At 62.9% G+C, this 13896-nt stretch carries 11 protein-coding genes and 1 tRNA gene; 4 read left to right on the forward strand and 8 right to left on the reverse strand.

The window, feature by feature from the left end; all coding sequences use genetic code 11:
• Window positions 1-38 precede the first annotated feature (38 nt).
• Window positions 39-1853, reverse strand: coding sequence for a long-chain-acyl-CoA synthetase (locus ACKWRH_RS39740; protein WP_445217982.1), 1815 nt, complete (start codon window positions 1851-1853; stop codon window positions 39-41).
• A gap of 279 nt (window positions 1854-2132) precedes the next feature.
• On the opposite strand from ACKWRH_RS39740, the gene ACKWRH_RS39745 reads away from it, so the two are divergent.
• Entirely contained in the window at window positions 2133-2831 is a 699-nt protein-coding gene (locus ACKWRH_RS39745) for an SGNH/GDSL hydrolase family protein (protein ID WP_445217983.1), read from the forward strand.
• Window positions 2832-2875: 44 nt separating this feature from the next.
• Here ACKWRH_RS39745 and ACKWRH_RS39750 read toward each other — a convergent pair whose 3' ends face one another.
• Complete coding sequence (locus ACKWRH_RS39750; protein WP_445217984.1) at window positions 2876-3145, reverse strand: DUF3551 domain-containing protein; 270 nt, start codon at window positions 3143-3145, stop codon at window positions 2876-2878.
• A gap of 30 nt (window positions 3146-3175) precedes the next feature.
• Complete coding sequence (locus tag ACKWRH_RS39755) at window positions 3176-3451, reverse strand: DUF3551 domain-containing protein (protein ID WP_445217985.1); 276 nt, start codon at window positions 3449-3451, stop codon at window positions 3176-3178.
• Between the two features lie 426 nt (window positions 3452-3877).
• Here ACKWRH_RS39755 and ACKWRH_RS39760 point away from each other — a divergent pair, with 426 nt between their 5' ends.
• Window positions 3878-7012: an efflux RND transporter permease subunit gene (locus ACKWRH_RS39760; protein WP_445217986.1), complete on the forward strand. Its 3135-nt coding sequence runs from the start codon at window positions 3878-3880 to the stop codon at window positions 7010-7012.
• A 156-nt stretch (window positions 7013-7168) separates the two neighbouring features.
• On the opposite strand, the gene htpG is transcribed toward ACKWRH_RS39760, so the two are convergent.
• The 3 genes from htpG to ACKWRH_RS39775 all read right to left on the reverse strand — a co-directional run bounded on the left by htpG (window position 7169) and on the right by ACKWRH_RS39775 (window position 10413).
• Complete coding sequence (htpG, locus tag ACKWRH_RS39765; RefSeq protein ID WP_445217987.1) at window positions 7169-9046, reverse strand: molecular chaperone HtpG; 1878 nt, start codon at window positions 9044-9046, stop codon at window positions 7169-7171.
• 138 nt (window positions 9047-9184) lie between these two features.
• Window positions 9185-9610 (reverse strand): hypothetical protein, encoded by a 426-nt coding sequence (locus ACKWRH_RS39770; protein WP_445217988.1) that lies wholly within the window; start codon window positions 9608-9610, stop codon window positions 9185-9187.
• Window positions 9611-10137: 527 nt separating this feature from the next.
• On the reverse strand, window positions 10138-10413 hold the full coding sequence (locus tag ACKWRH_RS39775; RefSeq protein WP_445217989.1) for a helix-turn-helix domain-containing protein: 276 nt from the start codon (window positions 10411-10413) through the stop codon (window positions 10138-10140).
• A gap of 850 nt (window positions 10414-11263) precedes the next feature.
• Here ACKWRH_RS39775 and ACKWRH_RS39780 point away from each other — a divergent pair.
• Together ACKWRH_RS39780 and ACKWRH_RS39785 are read left to right on the forward strand one after the other, a co-directional pair.
• The gene (locus ACKWRH_RS39780) at window positions 11264-11503 is read left to right on the forward strand and encodes a hypothetical protein (protein WP_445217990.1); all 240 of its coding nucleotides are present in this window, start codon (window positions 11264-11266) and stop codon (window positions 11501-11503) included.
• Entirely contained in the window at window positions 11442-13073 is a 1632-nt protein-coding gene (locus ACKWRH_RS39785; protein ID WP_445222558.1) for a recombinase family protein, read from the forward strand. Before ACKWRH_RS39780 ends, ACKWRH_RS39785 begins: the two co-directional genes overlap by 62 nt.
• Here ACKWRH_RS39785 and ACKWRH_RS39790 read toward each other — a convergent pair.
• Together ACKWRH_RS39790 and ACKWRH_RS39795 are read right to left on the reverse strand one after the other, a co-directional pair.
• Window positions 13030-13106 (reverse strand) — tRNA-Met (locus tag ACKWRH_RS39790). The two genes, ACKWRH_RS39785 and ACKWRH_RS39790, sit on opposite strands and share 44 nt — an antisense overlap.
• Window positions 13107-13378: 272 nt before the next feature.
• Window positions 13379-13741, reverse strand: a complete 363-nt coding sequence (locus ACKWRH_RS39795) for a hypothetical protein (protein WP_445217991.1) — start codon at window positions 13739-13741, stop codon at window positions 13379-13381.
• Window positions 13742-13896: the final 155 nt, after the last annotated feature.

Here is a 13896-nt window from a genome sequence, read left to right on the forward strand (position 1 = left end):
CAGATAAAACTGGACCTATCTGGCGGATTTTCGTGCGGCTAGAGCCTGATCGCGCCATCGATGATCCCTGCGTACACGTCCGCGTCCAAGGCGATGTAGCCGCCGGATTTCGGGTCGAGCATGAACAGCGGATCGTTGATCGCGGCCGGGTCAAATCCCTCCCGGGCCAGTTCGCCCTTCTTCTGCTTGAACGTCTCGGTCGCATCGAGCTCGCGCGAGATACGGATGAAGACTGGGCGGGCGTAAACCGGCAAGCGCTGCGCCAGATGGACGGGCAGCGCTTCGATATCAAACCCCTCGTTGACGACGATGGCGCTCATGCCGGCGCGGCCATCGGTGCCGGGGATGCTGACGCCATAGGTGGTGGCATCGATCACGCCGGTGAAATCGCGCACGGCGTCGTTGACCTCCGATGTCGCGACGTTCTCACCCTTCCAGCGAAAGGTGTCGCCGATGCGGTCGACGAAATGGAAGAAGCCCTTGTCGTCGAGCCGCATCAGATCGCCGGTGCGGAACCAGGCATCGCCCTTGGCGAAGACGTCGCGCAGGATTTTCTTCTCGGTCTCGCCGGCCTCGGTATAGCCCTCGAAGCGGCCGCCGCCTTCGTCTGCGGTGCCGATGCGGCCGATGGCTTCGCCGGCCTCGCCCCTGGCGCAGGCAATGCAAAAGCCCTCTTCGTTGCGAAAGGGTGCACCGCTGTCAGGATCGAGCTTGACGAGCCCCGCCGGAAAGCGATGCGCGAGCAGCGGCGGAACGCGGCCAATCGCCCCCGGCTGCCCCTCGACGTTGAACAGTGAGAAATTGCCTTCCGTCGCCGCATAGAATTCGAGGATGCGCGGAATGGCGAAGCGGTTCTGGAAATCCTCCCAGATGTCGCCGCGCAGGCCGTTGCCGCAGACGAGCCGCAGGCGGTGACGGTTCTCGTATTCGGACGGTGGTGCCTTGAGCAGATAGCGGCAGAGCTCGCCGATGTACTGGAACAGCGTGCAATCGTGTCGCACGATGTCGGGCCAGAAGTTCGAGGCCGAGAATTTGTCCGCGATCACCACCGAACCACCGGCGGCGAGCATGCTGCACGGGGCGACAATGCCGCCGACCGAGTGGAACAGCGGCAGGCAATCATAGAGCCGGTCCTGCGGGGTGGCGCCGGTGAGGCCGGCGAACCAGAAGCCCCAGTTGAGGATGCGGCGGTGGCTGATGCTCGCCGCCTTCGGCAGGCCGGTGGTCCCGGAAGTGTAGATCAGCAGGGCGCGGTCGTTGATCGTGACGTCGCCATGCTCGTCCGGGGAAAGCGGCCCGTCCTCGTGCGCGGCAAGTGCGACGTCGATCGCGCGCTCGCTGCGAGCATCGCCATGGGTCCAGACTTTTGCTTCTGTCTTCAGGTGCGGCGACGCGCCGTCCAACGCTTCCATGACCTCGTGCGCGACGATGACATGCGACGGCCTGGCGACATCGACGCAATGCGCGAGCGACTGGCCGACGAGCCTGGTGTTGATCAGCGCGACCACGCCGCCGACCCGGCTGATGCCGAGCCACGCGGCAACATAGTCGATGCCGTTCGGCATGATCAGCGCAACGGTGTCCCCCCTGGCCACGCCGACCGAGCGCGCCCAGCGCGCATAGCGGTTGATGCGCGTCGAGAGGCCTGCGTAGTCGATGGTTGTCTCATCCGCGACCAGCGCGGTGCGAGCGGGCTGACGCTGCGCCCAATCGTCGACGACGTCGGCGAACAGCCGGCCCGGCAGCGTCTCGATGCGCGCGGTGAGCTCGATCGCCTTCAGCCAGATCTTTGAAGCCGAAGGTGCGCGCGCGACTTTTGGTTGCTCGATGACGCCGGTGGTCATGCCGTTCATTCTTTCCGAACGTATCTGCTGTTTCCCCAAGCTTAGCTCGCACGCCCTGCCCAGGTGTTAAGAGACAAGGTAAAGCCAGGTTAGTACGTGATTAACTCTGGCCATCCGACGCGGGCGAGTTCGGCAGCATGTTGACGGCGGAGACCGACCGCTGGCGCAAGGTGATCGAGTTGTCGGGGACCAGGAAAGGGTAGCGATCCGGCGAGGCTAGGCGCTCCCTGGTAAACGGGCTATGCTTTTCTACCCTGCGTTGTCAGGGCTACGAAAGGGAGGCGTCCCGTGGCTCTAGATCCGTCAGAGTTTCCGGTCCAGGCCACGCCGTTCGAGCAGCGCCTGGAGAATTTCGCCAAACGCGTGAAGGGTGGGCAGGCCAGGGTGGTTGCGATCGGCTCGTCCACCACGGCGGGCGAAGGAGGCATCGCGCCATATCCGCAGCGGCTGCTGGCGGATCTTCGGATCAAATTTCCAAATGTCGGAATCGAGGTGATCAACCGGGGCGTCGGCGGCGAAGACGCTCCTTTGGAGCTGAAGCGGTTCGAGCACGACGTCTTCGATCTCAATCCCGATCTCGTCATCTGGCAGGTCGGCACCAATTCGGTGTGGCAAGCCGACGGTCCCTCGTTCGCGGACACCACGAAGGCCATCCGTGAGGGTGTCGACCAACTGCTCGGCGCGAAGCGGATCGACGTGATCCTGATGGACCTTCAATATGTGCCTGCGGTGCTGACACCGGCCAAGCGCAACAAAGCGGACGCCATGGTCGAGGCGATCAGCCAGATCGCGCACGAGAAACAGGTCAACGTCTTCCGCCGCTTCGCGCTGATGAAGGGCTGGCACGAGGTCGCAAGGATCTCGTTCGACCGTCTGGTCGACCCGGGCGATGACACGAGGCTGCACGCCAGCGACTGGACCACGGACAAGATGACCTGGCAATTGACCGACGCGATCTTCGCCGCGGCGGCGCCCCACGGCACCTAGTCCTGCATGCTCCGTCGGACCGGACTCCGAACGAGCGATAGGCGCTAGCCGCCTCGCCTGTAACGTGGGCGCGGCGGCGCAACGTTGACAGGATAATACGGATTGACGTCACAGCTCGCCGAGCGGCCTGACGCCGTGGCGCGGCACTGCGGCAGCGACGTGAAGGAGCAATCGTACCACTCCCCGCCGCCACCGTTCGCGCCTGAGTAGACGTGCATGCAGACGGGAAAGCTGGGATCGAAGGTCTGCGCATGCGAGGGCGCGGCCGTGAGCAATGCACCGGCGAATGCGATCAGAGCGAATGAGCGGTGCATCAAAAAACGTTCCATCCACATCGCGAACAACTACTGCACCTTCTTGTGACGCTTGCGCGGGGGCGGCGGCGGTTCGTCAAAGGCGTAATAGGGGTTGACGTCGCAGCTTGCGGCGCGGCCCGACGCCGTGGCCCGGCACTGCGGGATCGAGGTGAACGAGCAATCGTAATAGTCGCCACCGCCCCGGCCGCCGGGCGTGTAGACGTGCATGCACACCGGATAGCGCGGATCATAGGTCTGGGCGTCGGCATCTGCCGCCACGAACAGCGTGGCAATCGCGGTGAGGGTCAGGAGAGGCAGGCGCATCGGACATTTCCTCGAATCGGTGGCAACGGCACGCGTTATGCCATTTCGATATGGCACAACGGCGCGGAAGAAGCGATTGTTCCTGTTCATACCTCTCCCGCTTGTGAAACACGGCGAAACGGATGAGACACAGCGCCGCAACGATGCGAACGCGGGAAAGCACTCCGTATTCAGCCTGCGCAGAACGCATAACTCGCTGCAGCTCTCCTTCGACAAAGGTCGCAAGCATCCGGCGCAGGAATCCGTTCGCAGGCCGGAGCGAACGGACTAGTCTTTCGATCACAACGCCGGCCCCGGACCGACGACGTTCCAGGGCAATCAACAAGCAAATGGGCTGAAGGAAACGCACATTCGCGCTCGGGCTCTCGGGCGCGGCTCCGCCGTGAGCGGGGAGAAGATGCGCTGGCCAGTCTGTGGTCTCAGGGCATGCAAGAGAGCTTCTCGTCTCCGTTCATCCGCTATCCGATCGGCACCTCCCTGCTGATGGCGGGCATCCTGTTCGTAGGCCTCGTGGCCTATCCGCTGCTGCCGGTTGCACCGCTGCCCCAGGTCGACTTTCCGACCATCCAGGTCTCCGCATCGCTTCCGGGCGGCAGTCCCGAGACCATGGCCTCTTCCGTGGCGCAGCCGCTCGAGCGCCAGCTCGCGCAGATCCCCGGCATCACGCAGATGACCTCGACGAGTTCACTGGGCTCGGCGTCGATCACCATCCAGTTCGATCTCAACCGCCTGATCGATGCCGCCGCCAACGACGTGCAGGCCGCGATCAACGCGGCGAGCGGACAGTTGCCGAAGAACCTGCCCTCGCCGCCGACTTATCGCAAGGTCAACCCGGCGGACTCGCCGATCATGATCCTGTCGGCGACCTCCGATACGCTGCCGTTGACCACCGTCAGCGACCGCACGGATGCCCAGCTCGCCCAGCAGATCAGCCAGATCCCAGGCGTTGCGCAGGTGTTCGTCGGCGGGCAGCAGAAACCTTCGGTGCGCATTCAGATCGATCCGGCCAAGCTCGTCGCCAAGGGATTGTCGCTGGAGGACGTGCGCAGCCAGATCGCGATCGCGACCGCGGACAGCCCGAAGGGCAACATCGACGGCCCGCGCCGCTCCTACACCATCTACGCCAACGACCAGCTGCTCGAGGCCCCGTACTGGAGGGACGTCATCGTCGCCTATCGCAACGGCGCCCCTTTACGTATCCGCGACATCGGCGAGGCCGTGTCCGGACCGGAGGACATGAAGACCGCGGCCTGGGCCGACGGCAAGCGCGGCGTGTTCCTGGTCATCTTCAAGCAACCCGGCGCCAACGTCATCGAGACAGTCGACCGCATCAAGGCGAAGCTGCCCCGGCTGATCGCGGCAATCCCGCCCGCGATCAAGATCAAGATCATCAGCGACCGCACCATCACCATCCGCGCCGCGGTCGACGACGTGCAGATCACGCTCATGATCACCATCGCGCTCGTGGTGATGGTGATCTTCATCTTCCTGCGCAGCTTCTGGGCCACGATCATCCCGAGCATCACGGTTCCGCTGGCGCTGTTGGGGGCCTGCTCGCTGATGTGGGTGTTTGGCTATTCGCTGGACAATCTCTCGCTGATGGCTCTGACCATCGCGGTTGGCTTCGTGGTCGACGACGCCATCGTGATGCTGGAGAACATCACGCGCTATGTCGAGCAGGGCGAAGACCCGGTCACCGCCGCGTACAAGGGGGCGGCCGAGATCGGCTTCACCATCGTCTCGATCAGCATCTCGCTGGTCGCCGTGCTGATCCCGCTGCTGCTGATGGGCGGCATCATCGGCCGACTGTTCCGCGAGTTCGCGGTGACGCTGTCGATGGCGATCTTCGTCTCGCTCGTGGTGTCGCTGACCCTGACGCCGATGATGGCCTCGCGCTTCCTGCGCGCCGACCACGAGGCGCGGCACGGCCGCTTCTACCAGTGGAGCGAGCGGATGTTCGAGCGCCTGCTCGGCGCCTACGAGCGCGGGCTGGACCTCGCGCTGAAACACAGCTTCGTCACGCTGTGCGTCTTCTTCGGCACCGTCGCGCTGTCGGCGTTGCTGTTCATCCTGATCCCGAAGGGCTTCTTCCCGCAGCAGGACAACGGCTTCCTCAGCGCGGTGTCCGAGATGCCCCAGGACATCTCCTTCACCGAGATGAAGCGCCGGCAGGAGGAACTCAACGCCATCGTGCAGGCCGATCCCGCCGTCGATTCCATCGCGATGTTCATCGGCGGCGGCGGCACCGCGCTGAATTCGGGACGCATGTATATCACGCTGAAGCCGATCGGAGAGCGCGACGCCAGCGCGCAAGCGATCATCGCGCGGCTACGGCCAAAACTCGCCGAGGTCGAGGGCGCACGCCTCTATATGCAGGCCTCGCAGGACGTGCGCCTCGGCGGGCGCGCCACCCGCACACAGTTCGAGTTCACGCTGCAGGACGCCAATCTCACCGAGCTGAACGAGTGGGCCCCGAAGATCCTGGCGGGCATGAAAGCCCTGCCGCAACTGCGCGACGTCGCCACCGACCAGCAGACCGAGGGCACGACGCTGCAGCTCACGATCAACCGCGACACTGCCGCACGCTACGGCATCCAGCCTCAGTTGATCGACGACACGCTCTACGACGCCTTCGGCCAGCGTCAGGTCGCGCAGTATTTCACCCAGACCAACAGCTACCACGTGGTGCTCGAGATCACGCCGGCGCTGCAGGGCCAACTCGAGACGCTCGAGAAGCTCCATATCAAATCGCCGCTGACCGGAGACCAGGTGCCGCTCTCGGTGATCTGCAACTGGACCAACGTGCCGGTTCGGCCACTCGCGATCGCACATCAGGGTCAGTTTCCGGCGGTGACGATCAGCTTCAACCTTGCCGAGGGTGTGGCGCTGGGACAGGCCACCGATGCCGTGCTGCGCGCGGTCGGCACAATGGGCGCGCCGCCGACGCTATCGACGAGCTTCCAGGGCACCGCGCAGGCGTTCCAGCAATCGCTCGGCACCGTGCCGATGCTGATCCTTGCCGCGCTCGTCGTCGTGTACCTCGTGCTGGGTGTGCTCTACGAGAGCTATATCCACCCGCTGACCATCCTGTCCACGCTGCCGTCGGCAGGCGTCGGCGCGATCGCGATCCTGATGATCTTCGGCTTCGACTTCAGCCTCATCGCCCTGATCGGGGTCATTCTGCTGATCGGCATCGTCAAGAAGAACGGCATCATGATGGTGGACTTCGCCATCGCCGCCGAGCGCGAGCAGCATCTGACGCCGGAGCAGTCGATCCGCCAGGCTGCGCTGCTGCGCTTCCGTCCGATCATGATGACGACGATGGCGGCGCTGCTGGGCGGCGTTCCGCTGATGCTCGGAACCGGCACCGGCGCCGAGATCCGCCAGCCGCTCGGCTATGCCATGGTCGGCGGCCTCCTGGTGAGCCAGGCGCTGACGCTGTTCACGACCCCCATCGTCTATCTCTACCTCGACCGCTTCTCCAACCGGCTTTCGCACTGGATGGAGGAGAAGCCGGAGCCGGAGGCGGCCAGCGACAAGCAGAAGGATGCGGCGGAGTGAGCCGGGACGATTCTGCGGCCTCCGTCATTGCGAGCGACTTGTCCGCCATAGCTCGAAGAGCGACGGCGGAAGCGAAGCAATCCAGGACTGCCGCCGCGGGAACAGTCTGGATTGCTTCGTCGTTTGGCTCCTCGCAATGACGAGCAAGCGTTCCGCCTACCCGCCCAGCCCCTGCAGGACCAGTCGGTTCAGCCTTGCCGCAAACGCGGCGGGGTCTTCGGGCAATTCGCCGTCCAGGATCTGCGCCTGTTCGAGCAGCAGCAGGCTGAGATCGTCCACCGCCTCGGAGCCGGCCTGCGCCGTGGTGATCGCCGTCACCAGCGGATGGCGCAGATTGATCTCGAGGATCGGCTTGGTGCGCATGCCGCGGTTCTGCTGCGACAGGATGCGCTCGAGCTCGCGGCTCGGGCCCTGGCTGTCGGCGACGAGGCAGGAGGCGGAGCTGGTGAGGCGCGTCGAGACCTTGACGTCGCTGACGCGCTCGCCGAGCGCGGCCTTGATCACCGCGATGGTAGCGGCCTCGTCGGCTTGCGGCTCCTCCTTCTTCGCCTCGTCGGCCTCGTCGGTGCGCGGGATCAGGTCGAGATCGAGATCGCCCTGGCTCAGCGATTTCAGCGGCTTGCCGTCGAACTCCGATGGCATCGAGGTCCAGAAGGCGTCGACCGGATCTGACAGCAGGAGCACCTCGATGCCGCGCGCGGTCGCAGCTTCCAGCCTCGGATTGGACTTCAGCCGCTCGATGCTGTCGCCGACGAGATAGTAGATCTCGGTCTGGTTCGGCTTGAAATCGGCGATGACGTCCTTCAGCGAACGCTTCTCGCCCGAGGTGGTGGTGAAGCGGGACAGGGACAGCAGCTTTTCGCGCCGCTCGAAATCCTCGTAGATGCCTTCCTTCAGCACGGCGCCGAAGGCGTCCCAGATCCTGGTAAAATTCTCCGGGTCCTTGTCGGCAAGGCTTTCGAGCTCGGACACGACCCGGGTCGCCACGGCTTTCCGGATCTGCGCGAGCTGCGGATTGTTCTGGAGCATCTCGCGCGAGATGTTGAGCGGGAGATCTTCGCTGTCGACCACGCCGCGGATGAAGCGGAGATAGCCCGGCAACAGATCGGCATCGTCGGTAATGAAGACGCGGCGGACGTAAAGCTTCACGCGGCCCTTGCGGTTCGGCTCGAACAGGTCGAACGGCTTCGTCGACGGCGCGAACAGCAGCACGGCGTAGGAATAGCGGCCCTCGGCGCGGTAGTGCAGCGTCATCGCGGGATCGTCGAAGGCCGATGCAATCTGCTGATAGGCCTTCTTGTAGTCCTCGGCCGTCAGCTCGGACTTGGAGCGCTGCCACAGCGCGCTCGCCGAGTTGATCTGGCGCGGCTCGCCCTCTTCCGGCACCAGCTCGATGGGGAACAGGATGTTGTCGGAATAGGCACTGACGACGCGCTCGATCTCGTAGGTCTCGAGATATTTCTTCGCGTCATCCTTCAGGTGCAGGACGATCTCGGTGCCGCGTGCCACGCGCGCCGCTTCCTCATCGCTTGCGCGCGCAATCTCGAAGCCGGAGCCGCCGGAGGACGCCCAGGTCCACACGTCGCTCTCGCCGGCACGGCGGCTGACGACGACGATCTTCTCGGCGACCATGAAGGCGGAATAGAAGCCGACGCCGAACTGGCCGATCAGGCCGAGGCCGTCCTTGGCCTCCTTCAGCTTCGAGACGAATGCCTTGGTGCCGGAACGGGCAATGGTGCCGAGATGGTCGATCAGCTCCTGGCGCTCCATGCCGATGCCGTTGTCGGCGATCGTGAGCGTTCCGGCCGTCTTGTTCGGGATGATCCGGATCTTGAGCGCGTCGCCCTCGCCCAGCAGCGCCGGGCTCGCGATGGCTTCATAGCGCAGCTTGTCGCAGGCGTCCGATGCGTTGGAGACGAGCTCGCGCAGGAAGATGTCGGTCTCGGAATAGACGGAGTGCACCATCAGGTGCAGAAGCTCGGAAACCTCGGCCTGGAAAGGCTGCGTGTGCGCGGCCGTATCTGACGTCGTCATGCGTTTACCTGGTCAATCAAAAGGGGAAGAAACCCGGCATATAACGCGAGGGGATAGGGGATCAAGTGGACGTGAAATATCGCCCTCCCGGCGGGAAGGCGATCTGTCCATGGTGGCCAGGGGCGCGGCGAAGAAGGATCAGGTCACACAGCGGCCGGGCTGGAGCAGTTTTGCGACCTCGGTCAGGGAGCTGACCATCGGCTCGCAGGCAATCGTCGGCCGCTTGGGGCCCTGCTTCCGGTTCTGGAGCAGCACCGGCGGCTTGGCGGTGCCGGTCTCGATGACCGCGGGGACCCGCAGCAGCACCGAGGTCTCGGCCAGATCGTTCAGCCGCATTGACACGGTGCGGGTGGGAACCGGGGCCTGCCTGATGTCGGCGAACCGGTCGGCCTTGCCGGAACGGTTGACGTTGTGACCCACATCTTGCGTGGGCCTGTCGGCGACCGTCTGCCAGCGGGCGGCCAGATCGTGGCCGGAAGCCAGCTGGACGGCACCGACCTGTACGGCACCAAGCGTCGCGGCAATCGCGACGGCACCCAAAAATACCTTTTGAATCTGTAACATGGCTGACAATCCCTCGCCCCATGGCGATCACGGGAACAACGCGATGGGAGGACTGGCAGTTCTCAGCCGTTAAGATCACTTAACCGTGTGCGAAATTCACCGCAGGGCGCATAAAAAGGCCGCACAAAAAAATTTTCGACCGCCTGGAACGACTCTCAAGCCCGAGAGTCGTCTCAACAGCCGGCTATTCCCCCCTGCCCCATAAGCCGGCGACGTAGGGCGCGACTGTGGTGATGCCAGTCGCGCCTTACTTTTTTTCGCGGGAGTTCTTCCATATTCCTCCTCCGCCCCACCATCCGCCCCACCTTTATGCGTCCTGGCGGCTGCTCGTGTTAGGTTTGGAACTGTAGCAAGCCCGCCGCTCGGGCTGGAATGGCCTCACAAAGCTGTTCCGAATCACAGGTCAAAACGGAAGAAAGCACAGCCAACAACGTCGCGCGATGCACCACATTTGTCGCAGTCAACGTGAGCCACGGGGAACGGGCAGACCGCCAAGTCGGCAACAGCCCCGATGGACCGAAAGGCTACTACCGAAGCTTCTCGATGTCGCTAGCCATTGAACAACTCACATCGAGCAGTGTTCGGATTGAAGATACAAGCACCAACCGCCTTCGTCCGACAGTCCTTGTGTCCAGTTGTCCCGCGCCTATCAGCTCGTAGAGCTTGGTACGACCTAAACCGGTGGCTTCGCACGCTTCGTCAATCGTACAGGTCAACCGCTCGGCGAATGGTATTTTTCTTTGGTCTGAAGACTTCGAAGCGGGACGATCTTGCTCGACTTGCTCTCCCGAATTTCGATGCATAGGCTCCGCCTCTGGAACTCGACTGACGAGAGTTGCTTGAGCAGCCAGAAAACGTCAATGCGAACATATGAGCGTCGCCGCGAACTATGGCGAAAAGCAGCGATGGTTAGAATAGATTCGGCTTTCGGTTTCGGCACAAACTTTTTTCGATCTTCGACGGCAAGTCCCTGCCTCGGCACTCCCAAGTATCCAACGAGGGACGCGGCCTAGGATTCTGAGGACCAATTCAGCCGCCGATCCCGATCAACGGACATGGGAACAACGTGAAGGACCGCATCGCCTTCAGGCGCTATTTCGGTGGAGGTGGGGCGCAGCTGCCCCAATGCGTCACCGATGACGTAGAACAGAAGTGGGAAATGCCAGTTATGTCGCGCGGCCCTGACTTAGAAACATCGAGGAAGCGGCTGTGTCGGGCCGCCTTCGAATCGCATTGGCATCGCCGAGACGAGTAGAATAGATCACAATGCCGAGAGAGGGTGCGTGGTTTCGCGGGCCGGCCGCCAAAACGCCGTTTGAAAAACCGTTTAAGTTCGGCGCTCTCGAACGGTTCGCTCGCTAAGATCTTGATTTATAGGTTGGGCACACCACGGCTCGGACCTGGGATCCTCCAAAGTTAGCAGGTCTAACGCTGCACCGGAGACGATCTGTGTGGAGGTCCCCGCAAGCGACGGAGCAATATCTTCTTGGCCCGATCACCGGCGAAGAATTTTTCGCTCCGTGAGTCACCCTCTGAGTCTCTTTCCTTTGCTTCTCCCATCGTATCCAATTTTACGATCGGCGTGTAGACGGCCTGCCATTTCTCAGCATCACGCAGCATCCTGACAGGATGAACCGCGCGAGGACAGGAGAAATGCCCAATCGCGGACCTCCGTCCGCAGTCTCAGCGCAAATCGATCCTGCTCTAATTAAGTTTGTTGAAGCACTTGCAATTGCCGACGCTAGACGCGATCATCTTTTTGATAGCGAGCGTCTGATGAAGAATCATCTTGATGCCGCTGGCGACAAACGCATCAGCAGTGGCATTCGAGATGAAACCCGCAGCGATCTATGCTCGGTTCTCGACCGAGCTTCAAAACGAAAAATCGACTGAAGATCAGATTGCCCTATGCCGCGCTCATGCGGCTCGTCATCAACTCGATGTCGTTGCTACCTTTGCAGACAAGGCGCGTTCTGGAGCCTCGGTATTCGGCCGCGATGGTTTGATGCAGCTTATGGATGCTGCGCGTCAGCACCGTTTTACGGTTGTGATCGTAGAGGCATTGGACCGGCTCTCACGCGACATGGAGGATCTGGCCGGCATCCACAAAAGGTTGTCTTTCCAAGGGATCGAGATCCAGGCCGTTCACGATGGCACTGCGGACTCAATCTTGATTGGGATCCGCGGCCTCGTCGGACAGATGCAGCGTGAGGACGGCGCGAAGAAGGTCCGCCGCGGCATGGCCGGCGTAATACGCGATGGCCGACATGCGGGAGGGCGTGCTTACGGATATAGAGCGATACTCGGTAAACCCGGCGAACTCGAAATCGTCGAAGATGAAGCCACGGTCGTCCGACGGATTTTTGCTGCGTACACAGCGGGACGGGCACCCCGAGAGATCGCACAGGAACTCAATCGGGAAAATATCAGTCCGCCGCGAGGTCGGCGGTGGAATGCGTCGACGATCAACGGCAACGCCAAGCGCGGGACGGGGCTCATCTTTAACGAGCTCTATGCTGGCCATATTGTCTGGAACAAGGTCCGGATGGTGAAGGATCCCGATACAGGCAAACGATTGTCTCGCCCAAACCCTCGTGAGGAGTGGCAGAGCATTGATGTGCCCCAACTGCGGATCGTCGAACAGTCCGTTTGGGAGCAGGCGCACGCTTTGAAGACTGAGAAGGGTCATTTGGCCAGCCATATGAAGCGACGGGCGCCGCATCTCCTGTCTGGTCTCCTTCGGTGCGGTTGTTGCGGATCTGGCATGTCAGTTCACGACCGCGACAAGACTGGAAAGACCAGGATTCGTTGCTCAGCTGTGCGCGAGAGTGGCAGTTGTTCGAATCGCAGGATCATCTACCTGCGTGACGTCGAAAGACTTGTGCTCAGCGGGATGGTCGAGGAGTTGAAGGATACAGGACTGATCGAGACTTACGTCCGCAACTACAACAGTGAGCGAGAGCGGCTTGCGGGGAACGCTTCCGCGGAGCGCCTGCGGCTAGAGGCCAAACGTGACCGGATCGAAGGCGAGCGTCAGCGCAATATTGATCTCGTGATCAAGTACGTGATTTCCGAGGAGGATGCCAAGCAAAGGATCGCCGAGTTGAAGCAGGAGCGGTTGCTCGTGGAGGCGGAACTGGCTGCACTTGAGGAGTCCCCTACCCCTATCTCACTGCATCCGGCAACGCTGGACCGCTACGTCGAGACCGTCAATGCGCTTGCCGACACGATAGCAAACCACGCAAGCGCGGAGGACGACCGCGGTCCGTTGGTCGCTGACTTCAGGTCACTTGTGCATAGCGTCATTGTCCACCCGAAAGGCCCTTGGGAAGGCTTCGAGGTCGAGGTGAAGGGAAAGCTGGCCGCACTGGTAGGCGGAGGGGTCTTTCCGGAGGCCCACCATAATAGTGGGTCATACGTGGTAGCGGGAGAGGGACTCGAACCCCCGACCCCAGGATTATGATTCCCGTGCTCTAACCAGCTGAGCTACCCCGCCACAGGGATCGCGAAGGCCGAAACAGCCGATCTCGCGAACGCGCGGCATATAAGGAAGGGGGCGGCGGGAAGTCAAGCAAAGTGGTTCGCCTTTTCCGCCTTCGCTGAAGCCCGTGCGGGACAACCCGCCGCGTGAATAGAGCCTGTTTTGTAGCTGAATCCGTCATGGCCGGGCTCGTCCCGGCCATCCACGCCTTCATTCGCCTGCCCAAGAACGTGGATGCCCGGGGACGAGCCTGGGCATGACGACGAGATTGGGGATGCGGATCGGGCCTATTTCGGCCGCATGGTCGGGTCGCCGCCGGGGCTGCCGGGGGGTGGGATGACCGGCATGGCGCCGTCCGTAGAGGGCGCGGGGGCGTGCATGTCGGGGTCGACGCCGGAGGGCGGGCAGAGCACGCCGTCGGACTTGGCCAGCTTGTCGCCGAGCGGTTCCCGGGACTGGCCGGTGGTAGTGCCGTCGGGCGCGGTGGCGCGGTTCGGGCGGTCCTGCGGCATGCAGTTGGCGGCGTGTTGCGAGGATGGCGGCGCGGTCGCTTGCGGCGGCGTCGCCGGGGCGGGCGGGGCCTGCGCGACCGCGGCGCCTGAGGCGGCGATCAGGAGGCTGGCCAAAATGATGTTTGATGTCGTGCGCATGGGAGGGAAACGTCTGCGGCCATGCGGAGGTTCCGGCCGACGCACGGCGAATTGAAGCGCTGGAATGTCGCGGGTTTCGTCGCGGCGCATCCTTCGAGACGCCCGCTGACGCGGGCTCCTCAGGAAGAGGTCTCGATTCGCGGCGACAGGCGCCG

The sequence above is a fragment of the Bradyrhizobium sp. Pa8 genome, assembly GCF_052588265.1.